We start from the raw sequence: 18,495 nt of genomic DNA, 5'->3' as shown, positions 1-18,495 counted from the left end.
GCATTCTGACCTCAATCGACCACAGGAAATAAAACCATGGCCGCTGGCAGCCTACTCGCGTTACTCGATGATATCGCTACCGTACTGGATGACGTTGCCGTAATGTCGAAAGTCGCGGCAAAGAAAACCAGCGGCGTACTGGGTGACGACCTCGCTCTCAATGCTCAACAGGTTACGGGTATTCGCGCCGAACGAGAGCTACCTGTCGTTTGGGCCGTCACTAAAGGGTCGTTGGTTAATAAGCTTATCCTCGTTCCCGCGGCGCTGCTGATCAGTGCGTTTTTTCCTCAAGCCATCGCCTGGCTCCTGATGCTTGGAGGGGCCTACCTGTGCTTTGAAGGCGTCGAGAAGCTGCTTCACAAGTTCTTCCATAAAGAACCGGAAGAACATCAGGCCAGAGTGGAGGCTTTGGGCAATCCCGAAACAGACATGGTTGAGTTCGAGAAAGGTAAAATTAAAGGCGCTATTCGGACAGACTTTATCCTTTCGGCAGAAATCATCGTAATTTCTCTTGGCACGATGGCCAGTGCAGCCTTATTTACACAAATAATTGCCCTGTCACTGCTGGCTCTGCTTTTCACATTTGGTGTCTATGGTTTAGTCGCGGGCATCGTAAAGCTCGATGATGTTGGGCTGTGGCTAACGGAGCAAAGACAAACCCACCTGGGGATGCTCAAGGCAGTCACCGGACGATTTTTACTGGGGCTTGCCCCCCGGTTAATGCGCTTTCTTTCTATCGCGGGCACCATCGCCATGTTCCTTGTAGGCGGCGGGATCATTGCTCACCATATTCCCTCTATTGAGCACATGACCCACGATGTGGCGAAGTCAGCGTCGTATCTGGCGATTCCTGCGGCAGAGCTGATGTCGGGTATGGCGACCAATCTGGTGACTGGTATTGCTACGGGCGTGATTCTTGTGGTGCCTGTACAACTTGTTAATCGCCTAAGCACACGTCACTAAACGACGATGCCACGATATACCCGGTATATGTTTAAACCGGGTTATCAATGTCGATAAATACAACATCCAGATCGAACTCATCGGCCAGATACTCCCCAACCGCTTTGGCGCCATAGCGTTCGGTTGCGTGGTGCCCGGCACTGAAAAAATGAGTGCCAGTTTCTCGCGCAAGGTGAACAGCAGGCTCGTTCACTTCGCCGGTAATATAAGCATCGACACCGGCATCAATCGCTTTCTGAAGATATCCTTGCGCGCCTCCTGTACACCAGGCAACCGTCTCAATGGTGTCGCCTGATTCACCAATATGCAGGGGCTCTCTATGCAAACACTGTGCGATCCAGGCACTCAATTCACCGCCCGTCATTGGCCGCGGCAGACGCCCGATATTTCCCGGCACTGATGGGTCTGACTCATCAATAGGGCCATCAACCTGAATGCCCAGGACGTCAGCCAACTGAATATTATTTCCGTATATCGGATGCATATCTAACGGCAAGTGATAGGCAATCAGATTAATATCGTTAAGCAAAAGCGCTTTAATACGCTCTTTCTTGATACCGGTAATGCACTCGTCTTCACCTTTCCAGAAATAGCCATGATGCACAAATATCGCATCCGCCTCTTCTGCGATCGCAGCTTCGATCAACGCTTGATTTGCCGTAACTCCGGTAACGATTTTCTGGATGGTTTCACTGCCAGACACCTGTAATCCGTTCGGGCAATAATCACGGATTTTGCGACTCTGCAAAATATGATCAAGATGAGAAATAAGCTCTTTACGTGTAACCGCCATAGTCGTGCCATCCAAAAGTTTGTAACATGTCTGCTCATTGATCTTAGAGAGATTGCGGAGCGCTGACAAATGTCTCCAACGCAGACATTCGCATTGCGGATATTGTTCCCAGCAGCCATCGGTGGCCTTATCGCTACTCTGATACTGCTGATCGCACCCGAGTGGGTGTTACCCCACGTCGAGACTCCAGCGCCCGAGGCGCAATTGCAACAGCAGGCAACGGTTACGGCCCACGTACAGCAGGGACCAATTAGTTATTCCGATGCCGTTAATGCTGCTGCACCCGCCGTGGTTAACATCTATACCCGTAAGATCGTAAAACGCCGGACCAACCCCCTGCTAGATGATCCTGCACTAAGGCGCTTTTTTGGTGAGTCAGAGCAACCGAGCGACCGGATGCAAAGCAGCCTGGGATCAGGCGTAATTATGTCCACCGAGGGTCACATCATTACTAACTTCCATGTGATCGAGGGAGCCGATGAAATTACGGTTGCTCTGTTCGATGGCAGAGATGAAGAGGCGACTCTTATTGGTAGCGACCCGGAATCAGACCTTGCGGTTCTGCAGATCAACCTCCCAGACGACATTGCCCCTGCAACTATAAGCAGCATCAACAATAATGACGTTGGAGACGTTGTGCTGGCCATCGGCAACCCATTTGGCGTCGGCCAGACAGTGACTATGGGTATCATTTCCGCAAAGGGCCGTAACCGTCTGGGCCTGAACACATTCGAAGACTACATTCAGACCGACGCAGCCATTAATCCAGGAAATTCTGGTGGTGCATTGATCAACGCCTACGGCGAACTCTTAGGCATTAACACCGCGATCTTTACTCAGTCAGGCGGCAGTGAAGGCATAGGCTTCGCGATACCTGCGGATATTGCCCATCGGACGATGGCCGATATCGCCCGTTACGGTACGATAATACGCGGCTGGTTAGGAATTGAAGTTCAGGAAGCGTCCCCAGAACTACTCAAATCGTTGAAATTGCCGGATGAATTAACCGGTCTGCTGGTCACTGGAGTATTTCCCGAAGGCCCGGCAGAACAAGCTGGGTTAGCCGCTGGGGATATTATTATCGGTTTAAATGGTGACAGCGCGGATAACGCAGTGGATGCCATGAATCGAATCGCCAGCCTGAGACCTGGCGATAAAATAACGGTTGAGTTTCTGCGACGTGGCGAACAACTGACAACGACCGCTTACGCCGGACTCCGGGATCAGCCAGAAAGCTGATCTCCCGGAGACCGAGATATGCTGCGGAGTCAGGCCGCCAGTACTTTCTCCAGCGCAGAGCAGAGTGCTGTATTTTCTTCTGGTGCCCCAACCGTAAAGCGCAGGGTTTTCGCCAATAATGGGTGTGCTCCATCCGTGCATTTAATCAGAATATCCTGCTGCTTTAACTTCTCAAAAATATCGCGGGCAACCTCACCCTCAGGAACTCGTGCCAGAATAAAGTTCGCCTCTGAATCAAATGCAGCAAAACCCAACTCTAAGAGTTTTTCGTGCATTTTTTCACGCTCTGTTTTCAAGACATCACACTGCTTCATCAGTACATCGTAATGTTTTAATGCAAAGGCTGCTGAAGCCTGAGTCAGCACATTTATATTGTACGGCATACGAATTTTATCCAGCTCGCTGAGCCATTCTTTGCGACCAAACAGCATCCCAAGGCGCAAGCCAGCAAGTCCGACCTTAGATAACGTACGCATAACCACTACATTCTCAAAACGATCCAGCCAGCTCAGATGATCGCGACTTGAGAATGGCAGATACGCTTCGTCCAAAACCACCAGCCCCTGATAATCAGAGGTATTGCAGGCTTCGATAATCGCCACCAGATCATCTTCCGCCCAGAGATTGCCCGTGGGATTATTCGGTTGTGCCAGAAAAGTCAGCGCAGGTTTTTTCTCAGCAATGGCCGCCAGCATGGCTTCTCGATCCAGTGAAAAATCATCTCGTAATGGCACACCGCAGTAATCAATCCCCACGAAAGTCGCGATCATTTTATACATCACAAAACCCGGCTCCGGTGCCAGAACACAGGCTCCCGGCTGCGCAACCGCCATCGCCAACAACTGAATAATTTCATCCGAGCCATTACCCAACAGCACCTCATACTGATCCGGCACCTGCATCACCTTACGCAGACCGGCAACGACTTCAGGCGCAACCGGATTGGGATAACGATTCAAAGCGCAATCAGCAAGTAATGACTGCCACTCAGACACCATATCGTCTGGCCAACGGAATGGATTCTCCATCGCGTCCAGCTTAATCATGCCCTCGGCTTTACCAACCGGGTACGCCTGTAAGGCGCGGATTTCGGGGCGGATAAGGTTTTCGACGAGTGCGTCTATCGACATGAGATGAGCCTGTGGTCTGAGGATTCGGGTTATGCATTATACAGTGGTAGCCACCTTCGGTGGGAGGGCTGCTTTGGCTGCCGCCGGGTTTTAATGCCCTTGTTGGGGGACCTTGCCGAAACGTCGGACCGCCCAGGGCGGGCGGCCCATCCCCCTGCTTTCGCGCTTTCTGGGCCGTAAATCCGATATTTACTGGCTTTTCCGGCAACCGGCTCCGGCGGGCATCCATGCCCGTATGGAGCCTCGTTCGGCGTCCTGCCTCACGTTGCCTGCAAAGCTGGCGTAAATCCCGGCGGCCCCAGAGGCGCATTTAAGTCCGCAAAACCGTGCTTCGCTCATGGGGCGCAATGCGCACCCTACCGTAGGGTGGGTACTACCCACCAAAAGTCATATTCGGTAACAATCAACCTCGCCGCGGAGCGCTGATGAAACCCGGCTTGTGATGACCCCGCAGGATCGCAGATAACGATGAGGGCTAACCGGCAGGACGCCGGTTAAGCCTGCCCGCGGCCATGGATGGCCGCTGCAGGCGTGCCCCAATCGGTATCAAGAGACAAGGATCATGACATCACGCCGGAAAGGGGGATCGGAAGGGGCCCGCCCCTTGCAAAAACTCACAAAAAAGCCCGGCATCGCCGGGCTCTTTAAATCAGAAAAAGACGTCAGTCTTTAATTCTGTATTCCGCCGAACGCGCGTGAGCGGTAAGAAACTCACCACGCGCCAGCACAGAAGCCACTTTGCCCATTTCAGAGGCACCGTCTGCTGAAAATTTCACCAGCGATGAACGTTTCTGGAAATCATAAACCCCCAGCGGTGATGAGAAACGTGCCGTGCCTGACGTCGGTAATACGTGGTTTGGTCCAGCACAGTAATCGCCGAGGGCTTCCGCCGTGTAGCGTCCCATAAAGATAGCGCCCGCGTGGCGGATACCCGGCAGCCAGCTGTCAGGGTCTTCGACTGACAGCTCAAGGTGTTCCGGCGCAATTCGATTGATCAGGTTGAGCGCATCTTCTTTGCCCGAGGCTAAAATCATCGCGCCTCGGTCACTGAGTGACTTACGGATGATCTCTTCGCGCTCCATAGTCGGCAGCAGTTTTTCGATACTGGCCTGTACCTGATCGAGGAAGTTTTCGTCCATCGAAACCAGTATGCTTTGCGCATCTTCATCGTGCTCGGCCTGCGAGAACAGGTCCATGGCGATCCAGTCTGGGTCAGTATCGCCATCGCAGACTACGAGGATTTCTGACGGGCCTGCGATCATGTCGATACCTACCTGACCAAATACCATACGCTTCGCGGTCGCGACAAAGATGTTGCCCGGGCCGACAATTTTATCGACGCCGGGAACTGTTTCAGTGCCATACGCTAACGCCGCTACAGCCTGTGCGCCACCCACAGTGAATACCCGTGACACACCCGCGGCTGCCGCAGCCGCCAGCACCAGCTGATTAAGCTGACCATCAGGCGTAGGAACCACCATAATGATTTCAGAGACGCCAGCCACATGGGCCGGAATAGCATTCATCAGTACAGATGAAGGGTAAGCCGCCTTGCCGCCCGGCACATAAATACCGACACGGTCCATTGGCGTGACCTTTTGACCCAGCACTGTGCCGTCAGCCTCGGTATAGCTCCAGGAATCCTGCTTCTGCTTTTCGTGGTAATCGCGTACACGATCGGCCGCGGTAATCAGTGCTGTGCGCTGAGCGTCATCAAGGCCATCCAGTGCTGCTTGCAGTTGCTCTTGAGTCAACTCAAGGTCCGCCATGGTACTGGCACTGGTACGGTCAAATTTGTTGGTGTATTCGATCAGAGCTTCGTCACCGCGGCTGCGAACATCGTTCACTATATTGGTGACGGCTTCCTGTACGCCGCTATCGGATACTGCTTCCCATGCCAGCAAATCATCCATCTGCTGCGCAAAGTCAGGCTGATCTGAACGGAAACGACGGATTTCAATACTCATACCGGTGCTCCTCAGGCGTTACGCTGACGCTCAACGGCGGCAGACATCTGATCAATAATGGGTTGGATCTGGTCGTATTTTACTTTCATTGAGGCACGCGATGCGACCAGTCGCGAGCTGATTGGAGCAATCAGTTCGCACGGCTCCAGACCGTTTGCCTTGAGCGTATTGCCGGTATCAACAATATCCACGATCAGATCCGCCAGGCCCATAATAGGCGCCAGCTCCATACCACCGTAGAGTTTGATGATATCGACCTGACGGCCCTGCTCAGCAAAATAACGCTTCGCCACATTGACGAATTTAGTCGCGACTTTTAAGCGGCCTGCCGGCAGTTCTGCATCTTTCAGCGCGGCAGTCATCAAGCGGCAGGTGGCGATATTCAGATCGAGAGGCTCACACAAGTTAGTGCTGTTGTATTCCATCAGTACGTCTTTGCCAGCCACACCCAGGTCGGCGGCACCGTACTCTACGTACGTCGGCACGTCGGTGGCACGGATGACCACCAGCTTAATGTGCTCATGATTGGTGTCGAAGATCAGCTTCCGACTTTTCTTAAGATCTTCAGCCGGATGAATCCCCGCTTCCGCCAGCAGGGGGAGTGTGTCATCCAGAATGCGCCCTTTTGAGAGAGCAATAGTCAGTGGCTGAGTCATGGTGTTGCTGATCCTCGTTCAGAGTGTACGTCAGGCAGGCAAGCGACGAATATTCGCGCCAAGCTGCTGAAATTTTTCTTCAATGCATTCGTAACCACGGTCAATGTGGTAAATGCGGTTTACGTCGGTGGCGCCTTCAGCGACCAGGGCTGCGATAACCAGGGATGCAGATGCGCGCAGGTCGGTCGCCATCACAGGGGCACCACCGAGCTTGTCCTTGCCGACAACCACGGCGGTATTACCTTCAACGCTGATGTCCGCCCCCATGCGTACCAGTTCCTGGACGTGCATAAAGCGGTTTTCGAAAATGGTTTCGATCACGGTGCCTGTGCCTTCGGCTACGGCATTCAGCACAACAAACTGTGCCTGCATATCCGTCGGGAACGCCGGGTGCGGTGCCGTGCGGACATTCACAGCTTTCGGACGTTTGCCGTGCATATCCAGCTCAATCCAGTCATCACCGGTTTTGATCTCGGCGCCCGCTTCCTGAAGCTTATGCAGAACCGCTTCCAGCAGAACCGGATCAGTGTCTTTGCACAGAACACGCCCGCCCGTTACAGCAGCGGCCACCAGAAAGGTGCCGGTTTCGATACGGTCTGGCAGGACATTAAATTCACAGCCGTGCAGTGTTTCGACGCCTTCAATTTCCATGGTGTCGGTGCCCGCACCGGTAATCTTAGCGCCCATAGCGTTAAGGCAGTTGGCCAGATCAACGACTTCCGGCTCACGCGCGGCGTTTTCGATGACGGTTTTACCGTCGGCCAGCACGGCAGCCATCATGATGTTCTCGGTACCGGTCACGGTCACGGTATCAAGGAAAATATTGGCACCTTTTAAGCGGCCTTCGGGTGCCCAGGCTTTAACGTAACCTTCAAGCACTTCGACCTTAGCTCCTAACGCTTCCATACCGCGCAGGTGCAGATCCACCGGACGGGAGCCAATGGCACAACCACCTGGCAGGGAGACTTCGGCTTCGCCGTAGCGAGCAAGCAGTGGGCCCAACACCAGAATAGAAGCACGCATGGTGCGGACAAGATCGTAAGGTGCAACAAGACTGTTCAGCTCTCCGCAGACGGTCTCGACCGACATATCTTCATTGATGGCAACACTGACGCCCATGCGGCCAAGCAGCTCAAGCATGGTGGTAATGTCGTGCAAATGCGGCAGGTTACCCACCTGCATCGGCCCTTCAGCCAGCAGCGTTGCCGCAAGGATCGGCAGCGCCGAGTTTTTTGCGCCGGAAATACGGACTTCGCCGTCGAGGCGGTTGCCGCCCTCGATTCTCAGTTTTTCCATTTCAGGGTCTCACGCTCAGGCTTTTTCAGCAGGCGTATAAGTCTGGATGGACACTGCATGAAGCCGACCATCAACGATATAGGGATTCAGAATTTTGTAGACGAACTGCTGACGCTTCACTGCGTTCAGGCCTTCGAAAACCTCCCCGACTCCGGTGATTTCCTTTACGTAGCCGTCAACGACAGACCAGGTAACATCCGGGGCTTCAGCCTGTAACACTTCCAGGATTTCGTTCGGGGTAATATCCGAGGACATATTGTAACTACCACTCAGTTCAGAAAGCGCACAATCATAGCGGATTTAGGCGCTGAACCGAAGTACTGACTTACTCCGGCAGGTCAGAACCTGACAGGACTGGCTCAAAAACCGCATCAAGATCACATACCTCGATGATCGCAGGCAGGTCCGCAGGTGGATTTTTGATCATGAGCGACACCTTGCGGGTCTCAGCAGCACGCAGCCAGTTCAGAATCAGGGCAACACCTGCACTACTGAAACGACTCACGGCGGCCAGATCAACAACCACCTGACCCTGTGCCTGTGCAATCGCCTCGTGACCAGGTTTGATCAGACTGGCGACGGTATGCAGAGTAAGATCTCCCGCGACCTGGATATCTCCGGCCGTGGCGACCGACAACGAGGGCGCGCTCATTCGCCCTCGGCCTTACTGAACAGGAAACGGCTGATCAACTCTTCAAGGACAATCGCTGACTGCGTATCCTGCACCCAGTCGCCATCCTGCATGTAATCAATTTCGGCACCGACACTGAGACCAATGTATTTCTCGCCAAGCAGACCGGCAGTAAGAATCGATGCACTGGTATCAATCGGCAAGGTGCTCATGGACTTATCAATTTCCATCTCAACCACAGCGGCGTACCACTCCTGATCCAAGGTAATATTAGTTACCCGACCGATAGTGACACCCGCCAGCGAGACTTTAGCACGGTCAGTCAGACCACCCAGGTTCTCGAAACGTGCCTTAATTGTGTAGGTTTCACCCGCCGCGTCCATAGATAGGCCACTGACCCGCAGTGCCATCAACACAAGAGCTATAATGCCCATTACCATAAAGCCGCCGACCATGAGTTCGACATTACGCATACGCATGTTTTACACGCCTCCTAACATGACCGCAGTCAATATAAAATCCAGCCCAAGAATCGCCAGTGATGAGATCACTACCGTCTGTGTCGTTGCCTTACCAATACCTTCTGAGGTTGGCGCGGCGTCATAGCCCTGATACACGGCAATCCAGGTCACGACCACACCGAACACCGCAGCCTTAATAAGGCCTTGAACAACGTCTTCATAAAACTCTACGGTGTTCGCCATATTGCTCCAGTAAGCACCGTCATAAAGCCCAAGCATGTCGACAGCGACAAATGCACCTCCCCAGATGCCTACCGTGCTGAATAGCAGCGCCAGGATGGGAACACTGATGACGCCCGCCCATAGTCGCGGCGTAATCACACGTTTGAGTGGGTCAACGCCCATCATCTCCATCGCCGACAACTGCTCAGTGGCTTTCATCAAACCAATTTCAGCAGTCAGAGCCGAGCCTGCGCGCCCTGCAAACAGCAGCGCCGCGAGTACCGGGCCAAGTTCACGTAGCAGGGTCAGAGAAACCATGGTCCCAAGCGCAGAAACCGAACCGAACTTCACCAGAATGTTGTAGCCCTGAAGGGCCAACACCATGCCGACAAAGAACCCCGCCACGATAATGATCGATAACGAGCGAACCCCCACAGAGTGAATCTGACGGATAAGATCAAGGAAACCGGCACTGCCGGGGCCGCCCCAGGTGACCGACTGAGTAAACAGCATTCCGGCCCGGCCAATAGACTGAATCGATTGAACACCGACCTGCCCCAGGCTTCGTACATGCTTAAGCATTACGCCTCTCCCGCAAATAAATCAGCGCGATAGTCATCGGCCGGATAATGGAAGGGTACAGGGCCATCAGGATCACCGTTAAGAAACTGCCGTACTTCAGCGTTGTCGCCATTTCGGAGTTCGTCTGGTGTACCGAAGCCAATCACTTTTCCGCCTGAAACGATGCAAAGGTAATCAGCAATCTGACAGGATTCTTCCACATCGTGAGACACCAGCAAGCTGGTCAGACCGAGCGCTTCATTTAAACCTCGGATCAGGCGCAGAATCATCCCCATAGAAATAGGATCGAGCCCGGTAAACGGCTCGTCATACATAATGAGTTCAGGGTCCATGGCGATAGAGCGCGCTAACGCAACACGGCGCACCATGCCACCGGACAGTTCCGCAGGAAACAGATCACGCGCACCGCGAAGGCCCACCGCTTCGAGTTTCATCAGCACCAGATCACGGATCATGTCGTCCGGAAGATCGGTGTGGGTACGCAGCGGGAAAGCGACATTGTCAAAGACATTGAGATCCGTAAACAAACCACTGGTCTGGAACAGCATGCCCATTTTATTTTTACGCAGCTCGAACAGATCTCCACGACTCATGGTGCCGACATTGCTGCCATCCACCAGCACCTCGCCAGAGTCCGCCTTGAGCTGGCCACCGATCATGCGCAAGAGCGTTGTCTTCCCTGTGCCGCTCGGCCCCATGATTGCGGTAATTTTACCGCGCGGGAAGGCAACATTGAGACCGTCGTAGATCTTTCTTTTACCACGATAAAAGGTGACATCCTTAACTTCGACGTGGTTGTTATTGTCAGACATCAGGTGACCTGTATTTACCCTGTACTTTAACTGACCGCTAGCATATCGGATTGTTCAGGGCATACCAACGGCAATTCCGCACGGTAGACGGAACATCCTGTTGCAATTGCGCCGATTCCCCGCTCCGGTACAATGAGCGGCTTAATTTCCTGAGCGTGATCTTTTGCTATGTATCCCGAAATAGGCGCAATCCTCGTTGGCCTGATTTTACTTGTCTGGAGTGCTGACAAATTTGTTATCGGTGCTGCGGCGACTGCACGTCATCTGGGCATGTCTCAAATGCTCGTTGGCCTGACGATTGTTTCCATCGGCACGTCCGCGCCAGAGATGTTTGTTTCGGCGATGGCCTCCATCGACGGAGCGGGTAACCTGGCCATCGGTAATGCTATTGGCTCTAACATCACCAACATTGCACTGGTACTTGGTATCACGGCCCTTGTCGCGCCTATTCCATTGCAGAAGGGCTTGCTGAAAAAAGAACTCCCTCTGCTGATGATGATCACCCTGCTCGCAGGTGTCGTACTGATCGATCTTGAGCTGAATCTGGTAGACGCCCTGATACTGATCGCTGCTTTGGTATTCGCCCTGTTCCTTATGTTCCAGCAATCGTCTGATAGCGGCGAATCGGTGATTGACGAAGACGAAGCGGCCGAAATCGAAAGCACACCTACCGGCAAAGCCGTGTTCTGGCTGGTCGTCGGTCTGATCACCCTGATGGCCAGTTCAAAAGCACTGGTCTGGGGCGCAACAGGTATCGCAACAGCCTTTGGAGTGTCTGACCTGGTGATCGGCCTGACGATTATTGCGATTGGCACCAGCCTGCCGGAGCTAGCTGCGTCCGTCGCCAGCGCTCTGAAAGGTCACCACGACATTGCCATTGGCAATGTCATTGGCTCGAATATTTTCAATCTGCTCGCAGTAATGCCTATCCCGGGAATTCTGGCGGTCACCGCCGTTGAACCAATGGCACTTTACCGTGACTACATAGTGATGGCTGGCGCCACCTTTGCCCTGCTGCTGTTTTTCGTTATCTGTTATCGCAGAGGGACACTGGGGCGCATTCCGGGCATCATTCTTACCGCCGGTTACCTCGGCTACATGTTCACCTTATTTCTGGCAAACCAAGCATGACTGAATCAACAACGTTTAATTTTATCGACTCTGCCCGCCGCACTGTAAAACTCGAACAGGAAGCGGTCGGTTTACTGAACAACCACCTGGATGACAATTTCACCCGCGCCTGCCAGATAATTATTCAGTGCCGTGGTCGCGTGGTGGTTACCGGCATGGGTAAATCAGGGCACGTCGGTAACAAAATGGCGGCAACTCTGGCCAGTACGGGCACCCCGGCTTTTTTCGTTCACCCGGGTGAGGCCAGCCACGGTGACATGGGTATGATCACGGCTGCTGATGTTGTGATTGCGTTATCGAACTCCGGTGAAACCAGCGAGGTCACCAGTCTGTTACCACTGCTGAAGCGTCAAGGCACCCAGCTGATCAGCATGACAGGGAATAAAGAATCGACACTGGCAAAAGCAGCCGACAGCCATCTTTATGCGGGTGTCGATCAGGAGGCCTGCCCTCTTGATCTGGCACCGACATCATCAACCACGTGTGCGCTGGTTATGGGTGATGCACTGGCGATCGCGCTGCTCGAAGCCAAAGGCTTTACCGCCGAAGATTTCGCGTTCTCTCATCCGGGCGGCAGCCTCGGGCGTCGCCTGCTCCTTAAAGTTGAAAACATCATGCACAGCGGCGACCAGATTCCGGTTGTGTCTCCCGAGACATCTTTGCCAGAAGCGCTGCTGATCGCTACCTCGAAAGGGTTAGGCATGACCACAGTCGCAGGCTCCGACGGTAAACTCGCCGGTATCTTTACCGACGGTGACCTTCGCCGTGCCATCGATCACGGTGTCGATATCCGCAACGCCACCATCAAAGATGTCATGACGGCTGAATGTAAGACAACCTCGCCGGGCATGCTGGCTGCGGAAGCCCTGAAAATCATGGAAGACGGCAAGATCAACGCGCTCGTCGTGCAGGACGAAGGCCGCACCGTCGGTGTTATTAACATGCACGACCTTCTGCGAGCAGGCGTTATCTGATGCGTAAGCGCTATCTACTGCTGCTAGTTACCGCATTTTTTGGCGTTGCCTTTCTGGCAGTAGATCGCTACACCCGTGATATTACCGGGCAAACGACAGAACAGGCTGTTCGTGAACCAGATTATTATGGTGAAGTTCTGTTCAGTCGCCGCTATGAAAAAGACGGCTCACTGGCCGACACTTTTTACGCCGCAAAATCAGAGCATTTTCCCGAGGGCGACCTCACCGTTTTCAGTGAACCTCGCCTTCTGGTCAGCTCAAAAGACGACTGGGTACTGACCGCCGATGAAGGAGTGATGCGTGGCAACGATCAAGCGCTGAAATTATCTGGCAACATACTGATCAGGCCCCTCGACAGTAGCGACCCGATGCGCCTTGAAACCTCGAGACTGACCTATCATATTGATAAGAAAATCGCCGAGACCGACGAGTTGGTCACGATGACGGGCGAAAATAGCCGCATGACCGGCACCGGAATGATGTTTGACGCCAGTCGTCAGCGCCTCGAACTGAAAACAGGAGTCCGCACGACTTATGAACCTGTTCAATAAACTGGCCGTGATCTCGCTGTCAGTGATTGCTAGCTACGCTGTCGCACTGCCGGATGACTGGCAGAAAGAAATGACGATTCTGTCAGACTCTGCAGAAATCGACCGACGCGCGGGTACCGTCGTCTACGAAGGAAACGTTGTCCTCACTCAGGGCACTCTGAAAATCGAAGCCGACCGTCTGATGATTCTGCGTAACGGTGACACTCTTGAAAAAGCCGTAGCAGAAGGCGATCGTGCCCGCTATCAACAGCAGATCGAAGTCGGCAAACCACTGACCACCGCACTGGGCAATCGCATCGATTATTACACCAGCGAGCGCCGCATCATTATCACTGGCGATGCCGAACTGGAACAGGAAGGCAACATCTTCAGTGGTGAACGCATCACCTATGATATGGCAACAGAGACCGTACGTGCAGATGGCAACATCGCCGAGTCGTCGACCGACAGTACCGACGAAGACTCCGGCCGGATCAAAGTCGTTATCCAGCCGCCCAAACCTGAATCTGACTCAGAACCTGACTCGACAGAATCTCCGGAAGCAGCGACAGAATGAAAACACTGAAGGCAGAACATCTGGCCAAAAGTTACGGCGGCCGTGAAGTCGTTAAAGATGTGTCTATCCGCGTAGAAAGCGGTCAGATCGTTGGTTTGCTGGGCCCCAATGGCGCAGGTAAAACAACCTGTTTTTACATGATCGTTAATCTGGTGCAGGCTGATCGTGGACGCATCATGATCGATGATGAAGACATCAGCCACCTGCCGATGCATGGCCGCGCCCGCAAGGGCATAGGCTATCTGCCACAGGAAGCCTCTATTTTCCGCAAACTCAGCGTTGCCGACAACATCATGGCAATCCTTGAGACCCGCAACGACCTGAATCGACAGCAGCGCAATGAGCAACTGGAGCAGCTGCTGAACGAGTTCCATATTCAGCACATTCGCGACAGCGCGGGTATGGCACTGTCCGGCGGTGAACGCCGCCGCGTCGAGATAGCTCGGGCACTGGCTGCCGAGCCCTCATTCATTCTGCTCGACGAGCCATTCGCCGGGGTCGACCCGATCTCAGTGTCTGACATTATGGATATCATCCGACAGCTAAAAGCCCGGGGCATCGGCGTTCTCATTACTGACCACAACGTGCGTGAAACCCTCGCAATTTGCGAGAAAGCCTTTATCGTTGGAGGCGGGCATATCATCGCCGAAGGCACCGCTGAAGATGTGCTGGCGAACGAACAGGTACGCGAAGTCTACCTCGGCGACGACTTCCGTCTTTGAAACTCAGACCGATGTCACGTACTGTAGAGTTATCTATTTACTCTGGTAAGCAAAATAGGTTCCATACACAAGGACTTTGCCTATAATGCTAAGTACATCAAACAAAAAGATGGTTCGATTTTCAGGTCGTAAATACCGAGTTATATGAAGACATCCCTTCAGATTAAGATGGGCCAGCAGCTGACGATGACGCCCCAGCTGCAACAGGCCATCCGCCTCCTCCAGTTATCCACACTGGACCTGCAACAGGAAATTCAGGAAGCGCTGGATTCTAACCCGATGCTGGAAAGCGAAGAGTTTGATGACAACAGCGACTCCGGCAACGACTCCGGCAACGAGTCCGATAACGATTCCCGCAATTCTGATTCAGACAACAACGACAGAGACAGCCGAGAAGCCTCCTCTGACAATCAGGATTACGACAACTCATACGAAGATAACTCCTACGACGACCAGAGTGGACAGGAGTCTCTCGACGAGCAATGGTCGAGCGAAAAACTGCCTGATGACCTCCCGGTAGACAGCCAGTGGGAAGATACCTATCAGGTGAGTGCTGGCGTTGCCTCCAGCTCCGGCCCCGCTGACGAAGACTTCGACTACGACTCGCGCTATGCAACCAGCGACAACCTGCAGGACCACCTGCTCTGGCAGCTCAACCTGACGCCCATGTCAGACGCTGACCGCGAAGTCGCTACCATGCTGATCGATGGCGTAGACGACGATGGGTATCTGCACACCACCGTTGAAGACGTCATTGAAGCGATGGACCCATCGCTGGAAATCGAAGAAGAAGAAGTTATGGCGGTTCTGCATCGCCTTCAGCAGTTTGATCCGGCGGGTGTTTTCTGCCGCGACCTGCGCGAATGCCTGCTTCTGCAACTGCATCAACTGCCTCAGGGCACCCCCTGGCTCACCGAAGCGCAGCTGATCATACGTGATCACATTGACCTGCTCGGTAGTCGCGACTATCAGTCACTGATGCGCCGCACAAAATTGAAGGAAGATGACCTCAAGTCAGTCATGCGACTGATCAAAGAGCTTAACCCGAAGCCGGGTGCAGGCATTGCCTCAGAAGAATCCGAGTACGTTATTCCAGACGTCATCGTCCGCCAGATCAGAGACGAGTGGCGTGTTGAGCTGAATCCAGAGATTGCGCCCAAGCTGCGGGTGAATGCCGACTACGCATCACTGATTCGCCGCTCAGACAGCAGTGCTGACAATACCTTCCTCAAAGATCACCTGCAGGAAGCACGCTGGTTTATTAAAAGTCTGCAAAGTCGCAATGACACTCTGCTCAAAGTCGCAACCAAAATTGTTGAATTCCAGATAGACTTCTTTGAAGAAGGTGATGAAGGCATGAAGCCACTTGTGCTCCATGACATCGCCGAAGCCGTAGGTATGCATGAGTCGACGATCTCTCGGGTAACCACCCAGAAATACATGCATACCCCACGTGGGATTTTTGAGCTTAAATACTTTTTCTCCAGCCACGTCAGCACCGACAGCGGCGGAGAGTGTTCATCGACGGCTATCCGGGCGATGATCAAGAAACTGATCGCGGACGAAAACACGCGTAAGCCACTCAGTGACAACAAGATAGCAACGATGCTCGGTGAAAAGGGCATCAAAGTGGCACGGCGCACGGTAGCGAAATACCGCGAGGCTATGCTGATACCACCATCGAATGAACGTAAGCAGTTGATTTAGAGTCTGTTATATCAATGTGAACAGATTCTGATTCACCTACCGCCAGCGACACAGGAGACTTGGCATGCAAATCAATATCAGTGGTCATCATGTAGAAGTAACGGAAGCGATGCAGGCGCACGTTGAAGATAAAATGTCGAAGCTTACGCGCCATAGCGACAGCATCACCACAGGTCAGATCACGTTGACCGTCGTTAAAGATCGCCAGACGGCCGAAGGGACGATACACATCACAGGTCACGACCTGCACGCGAAAGCAGAAAACGAAGACATGTACACCGCCATTGATCAGATGGTCGACAAACTGGACCGTCAGGTTCTTAAGCACAAAGAGAAGCAGGTCGCGCGCCAACACGGTCAAGGCTGAAGCATGTCTTTGAGTATTGAGGATATCCTCACACCGGAACGGTCCGTCATTGACGTGACCGTTTCCAGTAAGAAAAAACTGTTAGAACAACTTTCATCTCTGGTTGCTGAAGAAATCGGCGATGCCTCCGCAGACGATATCTACGAACGCCTGTTAGCACGCGAGCGCATGGGAAGCACAGGGATAGGAGAAGGTATTGCCATCCCGCACTGCCGGTTGTTGCAGTGCCAGAAAGCGCTGGGCGTTCTTCTGAGATTAAATACCCCGATAGACTATGATTCTATCGATGGTAATCCGGTCGACCTCGTATTTGCTTTGTTAGTCCCCGAGGAAGCAACCGACGAACACCTTCAGATACTGGCGACACTCGCCAGTAACTTTAATCAGGCGGAATATCGCGAAGCTTTGCGCAACGCGCCAGACGCCAAACGTCTTTTCCAGCGAGCGATCGCAGAGCGGTAGTAATCACGGAGTCGAATATGCGCCTGGTAGTCATCAGCGGAAGATCAGGATCGGGGAAGTCGAGTGCGCTGCACGTGCTCGAAGATCTTGGATTCTATTGCATCGACAACCTGCCCATCGGGCTACTGCCTGCCCTTGCCAGTCAGGCTGACGCCAATGACAAGCTGACCCGGGTTGCGGTCAGTATTGATGCTCGCAATCTCTCGGCCACAGAAGAGCCGATAGAGAAGCTACTGCTCGACCTGCCTAATGATCACTATCAGCTTGATGTGGTTTATCTCGACGCCTCTGAAAAAGTTCTGCTACAGCGATTCAGTGCGACACGACGCAAGCACCCGCTGACAACCCACGAGCTGTCACTGGCAGAAGCCATCGATCAGGAGAAAGACCTCCTTGATCCGCTCGCCAACATGGCGGATCTGACATTAGATACAACGCACATGTCAGTTCACGAGTTGCGCAGCATGATTCGCCTGCGGGTTGCAGACCGCCCCAACGGTGAAATGTCGATATTATTTGAATCGTTCGGATTTAAGCATGGTATCCCCACCGACGCAGACTACGTGTTCGATGTGCGCCATCTGCCCAATCCGTACTGGAGTGAAGACCTGCGCAAGCTCACAGGCCTCGACAGCGAAGTACAATTATTCCTGAACAGCTATGACGTCGTCGGTGAAATGCGAAAATCGATCAGCGATTTTCTGGGGCAATGGACTGACCGTCTGATCGAAGCTAACCGCAGCTATATGACGATCGCCATTGGTTGCACCGGCGGTCAGCACAGATCCGTTTATCTGGCTGAGCAACTCGCCACCGAATACCGAATGAAATACCCGAACGTCCAGGTGCGTCATCGTGAACTCGCACGAGCAGCGAACCTGCCTACTCCATAATCCGGACACCGTATGATCCAGAAAAACGTTCTTATAATAAATAAACTCGGCCTGCATGCCCGCGCAGCGGCCAAACTGGTATCTACTGCGTCAGCATTCTCCAGCCAGCTTAAGATTGGCCAGGACGGGCGTATGGTCGACTGCAAAAGCATTATGTCCGTCATGATGCTGGCTGCCAGCAAAGGCACTGAACTGATTCTGACGGCCGAAGGCAGCGATGAAGAAGCTGCGGTCGACGCCATCACCGACCTCATTGAGCGGCGCTTCGACGAAGAAGAATAGCCCTCCGGGAAATTTAGCGATAATCCCCGCGAAAACAGCTGATTAGGCCCAAAACTGCGAGTACTTTCGTGGTATCAATCCGGCAATCAGGCTAGAAT

22 protein-coding genes are annotated in these 18,495 nt (G+C 53.3%); 12 read left to right on the top strand and 10 right to left on the bottom strand.

Annotation, left to right across the window (positions count from 1 at the left end):
* Nucleotides 1–36 precede the first annotated feature (36 nt).
* Nucleotides 37–963, top strand: coding sequence for a DUF808 domain-containing protein (locus tag B2R29_RS14615; protein WP_301181737.1), 927 nt, complete (start codon nucleotides 37–39; stop codon nucleotides 961–963).
* A gap of 31 nt (nucleotides 964–994) precedes the next feature.
* Here B2R29_RS14615 and B2R29_RS14610 read toward each other — a convergent pair whose 3' ends face one another.
* On the bottom strand, nucleotides 995–1,756 hold the full coding sequence (locus B2R29_RS14610) for a Nif3-like dinuclear metal center hexameric protein (protein WP_301181736.1): 762 nt from the start codon (nucleotides 1,754–1,756) through the stop codon (nucleotides 995–997).
* 69 nt (nucleotides 1,757–1,825) lie between these two features.
* On the opposite strand from B2R29_RS14610, the gene B2R29_RS14605 reads away from it, so the two are divergent.
* A complete protein-coding gene (locus B2R29_RS14605) occupies nucleotides 1,826–2,995 on the top strand; it encodes a S1C family serine protease (protein ID WP_301181735.1) in 1,170 nt (389 codons plus the stop codon).
* Nucleotides 2,996–3,024: 29 nt separating this feature from the next.
* Here B2R29_RS14605 and hisC read toward each other — a convergent pair whose 3' ends face one another.
* The 9 genes from hisC to B2R29_RS14560 all read right to left on the bottom strand — a co-directional run bounded on the left by hisC (nucleotide 3,025) and on the right by B2R29_RS14560 (nucleotide 10,752).
* Entirely contained in the window at nucleotides 3,025–4,125 is a 1,101-nt protein-coding gene (gene hisC / locus B2R29_RS14600; protein ID WP_301181734.1) for a histidinol-phosphate transaminase, read from the bottom strand.
* Nucleotides 4,126–4,787: 662 nt separating this feature from the next.
* A complete protein-coding gene (hisD, locus tag B2R29_RS14595) occupies nucleotides 4,788–6,092 on the bottom strand; it encodes a histidinol dehydrogenase (RefSeq protein ID WP_301181733.1) in 1,305 nt (434 codons plus the stop codon).
* Nucleotides 6,093–6,103: 11 nt separating this feature from the next.
* Nucleotides 6,104–6,748 (bottom strand): ATP phosphoribosyltransferase, encoded by a 645-nt coding sequence (gene hisG / locus B2R29_RS14590; RefSeq protein WP_301181732.1) that lies wholly within the window; start codon nucleotides 6,746–6,748, stop codon nucleotides 6,104–6,106.
* Between the two features lie 30 nt (nucleotides 6,749–6,778).
* Complete coding sequence (gene murA / locus B2R29_RS14585; RefSeq protein ID WP_301181731.1) at nucleotides 6,779–8,044, bottom strand: UDP-N-acetylglucosamine 1-carboxyvinyltransferase; 1,266 nt, start codon at nucleotides 8,042–8,044, stop codon at nucleotides 6,779–6,781.
* A 15-nt stretch (nucleotides 8,045–8,059) separates the two neighbouring features.
* Nucleotides 8,060–8,299, bottom strand: coding sequence for a BolA family protein (locus B2R29_RS14580; RefSeq protein ID WP_068436037.1), 240 nt, complete (start codon nucleotides 8,297–8,299; stop codon nucleotides 8,060–8,062).
* A gap of 70 nt (nucleotides 8,300–8,369) precedes the next feature.
* Nucleotides 8,370–8,696 (bottom strand): STAS domain-containing protein, encoded by a 327-nt coding sequence (locus tag B2R29_RS14575; protein WP_273091994.1) that lies wholly within the window; start codon nucleotides 8,694–8,696, stop codon nucleotides 8,370–8,372.
* Nucleotides 8,693–9,154: an outer membrane lipid asymmetry maintenance protein MlaD gene (gene mlaD / locus B2R29_RS14570; RefSeq protein WP_076516430.1), complete on the bottom strand. Its 462-nt coding sequence runs from the start codon at nucleotides 9,152–9,154 to the stop codon at nucleotides 8,693–8,695. The genes B2R29_RS14575 and mlaD overlap by 4 nt, the downstream gene beginning before the upstream one ends.
* A 3-nt stretch (nucleotides 9,155–9,157) precedes the next feature.
* Entirely contained in the window at nucleotides 9,158–9,940 is a 783-nt protein-coding gene (gene mlaE / locus B2R29_RS14565) for a lipid asymmetry maintenance ABC transporter permease subunit MlaE (RefSeq protein WP_068437171.1), read from the bottom strand.
* Nucleotides 9,940–10,752, bottom strand: a complete 813-nt coding sequence (locus B2R29_RS14560; protein ID WP_076516426.1) for an ABC transporter ATP-binding protein — start codon at nucleotides 10,750–10,752, stop codon at nucleotides 9,940–9,942. Before B2R29_RS14560 ends, mlaE begins: the two co-directional genes overlap by 1 nt.
* 168 nt (nucleotides 10,753–10,920) lie before the next feature.
* Here B2R29_RS14560 and B2R29_RS14555 point away from each other — a divergent pair, with 168 nt between their 5' ends.
* The 10 genes from B2R29_RS14555 to B2R29_RS14510 all read left to right on the top strand — a co-directional run bounded on the left by B2R29_RS14555 (nucleotide 10,921) and on the right by B2R29_RS14510 (nucleotide 18,397).
* A complete protein-coding gene (locus tag B2R29_RS14555; protein WP_301181730.1) occupies nucleotides 10,921–11,883 on the top strand; it encodes a calcium/sodium antiporter in 963 nt (320 codons plus the stop codon).
* On the top strand, nucleotides 11,880–12,857 hold the full coding sequence (locus B2R29_RS14550; protein WP_301181729.1) for a KpsF/GutQ family sugar-phosphate isomerase: 978 nt from the start codon (nucleotides 11,880–11,882) through the stop codon (nucleotides 12,855–12,857). The genes B2R29_RS14555 and B2R29_RS14550 overlap by 4 nt, the downstream gene beginning before the upstream one ends.
* Nucleotides 12,857–13,408, top strand: a complete 552-nt coding sequence (gene lptC, locus B2R29_RS14545; RefSeq protein WP_301181728.1) for an LPS export ABC transporter periplasmic protein LptC — start codon at nucleotides 12,857–12,859, stop codon at nucleotides 13,406–13,408. The genes B2R29_RS14550 and lptC overlap by 1 nt, the downstream gene beginning before the upstream one ends.
* Complete coding sequence (gene lptA, locus B2R29_RS14540; protein ID WP_301181727.1) at nucleotides 13,392–13,964, top strand: lipopolysaccharide transport periplasmic protein LptA; 573 nt, start codon at nucleotides 13,392–13,394, stop codon at nucleotides 13,962–13,964. Before lptC ends, lptA begins: the two co-directional genes overlap by 17 nt.
* Nucleotides 13,961–14,686, top strand: a complete 726-nt coding sequence (lptB, locus tag B2R29_RS14535; protein ID WP_301181726.1) for an LPS export ABC transporter ATP-binding protein — start codon at nucleotides 13,961–13,963, stop codon at nucleotides 14,684–14,686. The genes lptA and lptB overlap by 4 nt, the downstream gene beginning before the upstream one ends.
* A 144-nt stretch (nucleotides 14,687–14,830) precedes the next feature.
* The gene (locus tag B2R29_RS14530; protein WP_301181725.1) at nucleotides 14,831–16,393 is read left to right on the top strand and encodes an RNA polymerase factor sigma-54; all 1,563 of its coding nucleotides are present in this window, start codon (nucleotides 14,831–14,833) and stop codon (nucleotides 16,391–16,393) included.
* A 64-nt stretch (nucleotides 16,394–16,457) separates the two neighbouring features.
* Nucleotides 16,458–16,760: a ribosome hibernation-promoting factor, HPF/YfiA family gene (gene hpf, locus B2R29_RS14525; protein ID WP_301181724.1), complete on the top strand. Its 303-nt coding sequence runs from the start codon at nucleotides 16,458–16,460 to the stop codon at nucleotides 16,758–16,760.
* Between the two features lie 3 nt (nucleotides 16,761–16,763).
* A complete protein-coding gene (gene ptsN, locus B2R29_RS14520) occupies nucleotides 16,764–17,222 on the top strand; it encodes a PTS IIA-like nitrogen regulatory protein PtsN (RefSeq protein WP_301181723.1) in 459 nt (152 codons plus the stop codon).
* A gap of 17 nt (nucleotides 17,223–17,239) precedes the next feature.
* The gene (rapZ, locus tag B2R29_RS14515; RefSeq protein WP_297530690.1) at nucleotides 17,240–18,115 is read left to right on the top strand and encodes an RNase adapter RapZ; all 876 of its coding nucleotides are present in this window, start codon (nucleotides 17,240–17,242) and stop codon (nucleotides 18,113–18,115) included.
* 12 nt (nucleotides 18,116–18,127) lie between these two features.
* Complete coding sequence (locus tag B2R29_RS14510) at nucleotides 18,128–18,397, top strand: HPr family phosphocarrier protein (RefSeq protein WP_297530692.1); 270 nt, start codon at nucleotides 18,128–18,130, stop codon at nucleotides 18,395–18,397.
* Nucleotides 18,398–18,495 lie beyond the last annotated feature (98 nt).

Origin of the sequence: Thalassolituus sp. UBA3500, from assembly GCF_002377545.1 — a bacterium.
Classification (GTDB): Bacteria; Pseudomonadota; Gammaproteobacteria; order Pseudomonadales; family Oceanobacteraceae; genus Thalassolituus.
Note: the sequence above shows the minus strand (reverse complement) of the source record. Positions and strands in the feature narration are given on the sequence as shown.

Excerpts from the sequence above, each read along its gene's own strand:
- B2R29_RS14580 (WP_068436037.1), bottom strand. The coding sequence starts at position 8,299 with ATGTCCTCGGATATTACCCCGAACGAAATCCTGGAAGTGTTACAGGCT.
- mlaE (WP_068437171.1), bottom strand. The coding sequence starts at position 9,940 with ATGCTTAAGCATGTACGAAGCCTGGGGCAGGTCGGTGTTCAATCGATT.
- hisC (WP_301181734.1), bottom strand. The coding sequence starts at position 4,125 with ATGTCGATAGACGCACTCGTCGAAAACCTTATCCGCCCCGAAATCCGC.
- B2R29_RS14575 (WP_273091994.1), bottom strand. The coding sequence starts at position 8,696 with ATGAGCGCGCCCTCGTTGTCGGTCGCCACGGCCGGAGATATCCAGGTC.
- B2R29_RS14510 (WP_297530692.1), top strand. The coding sequence starts at position 18,128 with ATGATCCAGAAAAACGTTCTTATAATAAATAAACTCGGCCTGCATGCC.
- B2R29_RS14560 (WP_076516426.1), bottom strand. The coding sequence starts at position 10,752 with ATGTCTGACAATAACAACCACGTCGAAGTTAAGGATGTCACCTTTTAT.
- B2R29_RS14550 (WP_301181729.1), top strand. The coding sequence starts at position 11,880 with ATGACTGAATCAACAACGTTTAATTTTATCGACTCTGCCCGCCGCACT.
- lptA (WP_301181727.1), top strand. The coding sequence starts at position 13,392 with ATGAACCTGTTCAATAAACTGGCCGTGATCTCGCTGTCAGTGATTGCT.
- lptC (WP_301181728.1), top strand. The coding sequence starts at position 12,857 with ATGCGTAAGCGCTATCTACTGCTGCTAGTTACCGCATTTTTTGGCGTT.
- mlaD (WP_076516430.1), bottom strand. The coding sequence starts at position 9,154 with ATGCGTATGCGTAATGTCGAACTCATGGTCGGCGGCTTTATGGTAATG.
- murA (WP_301181731.1), bottom strand. The coding sequence starts at position 8,044 with ATGGAAAAACTGAGAATCGAGGGCGGCAACCGCCTCGACGGCGAAGTC.
- rapZ (WP_297530690.1), top strand. The coding sequence starts at position 17,240 with ATGCGCCTGGTAGTCATCAGCGGAAGATCAGGATCGGGGAAGTCGAGT.
- B2R29_RS14555 (WP_301181730.1), top strand. The coding sequence starts at position 10,921 with ATGTATCCCGAAATAGGCGCAATCCTCGTTGGCCTGATTTTACTTGTC.
- B2R29_RS14530 (WP_301181725.1), top strand. The coding sequence starts at position 14,831 with ATGAAGACATCCCTTCAGATTAAGATGGGCCAGCAGCTGACGATGACG.
- lptB (WP_301181726.1), top strand. The coding sequence starts at position 13,961 with ATGAAAACACTGAAGGCAGAACATCTGGCCAAAAGTTACGGCGGCCGT.
- hisD (WP_301181733.1), bottom strand. The coding sequence starts at position 6,092 with ATGAGTATTGAAATCCGTCGTTTCCGTTCAGATCAGCCTGACTTTGCG.
- hisG (WP_301181732.1), bottom strand. The coding sequence starts at position 6,748 with ATGACTCAGCCACTGACTATTGCTCTCTCAAAAGGGCGCATTCTGGAT.
- ptsN (WP_301181723.1), top strand. The coding sequence starts at position 16,764 with ATGTCTTTGAGTATTGAGGATATCCTCACACCGGAACGGTCCGTCATT.
- B2R29_RS14605 (WP_301181735.1), top strand. The coding sequence starts at position 1,826 with ATGTCTCCAACGCAGACATTCGCATTGCGGATATTGTTCCCAGCAGCC.
- B2R29_RS14615 (WP_301181737.1), top strand. The coding sequence starts at position 37 with ATGGCCGCTGGCAGCCTACTCGCGTTACTCGATGATATCGCTACCGTA.
- hpf (WP_301181724.1), top strand. The coding sequence starts at position 16,458 with ATGCAAATCAATATCAGTGGTCATCATGTAGAAGTAACGGAAGCGATG.
- B2R29_RS14610 (WP_301181736.1), bottom strand. The coding sequence starts at position 1,756 with ATGGCGGTTACACGTAAAGAGCTTATTTCTCATCTTGATCATATTTTG.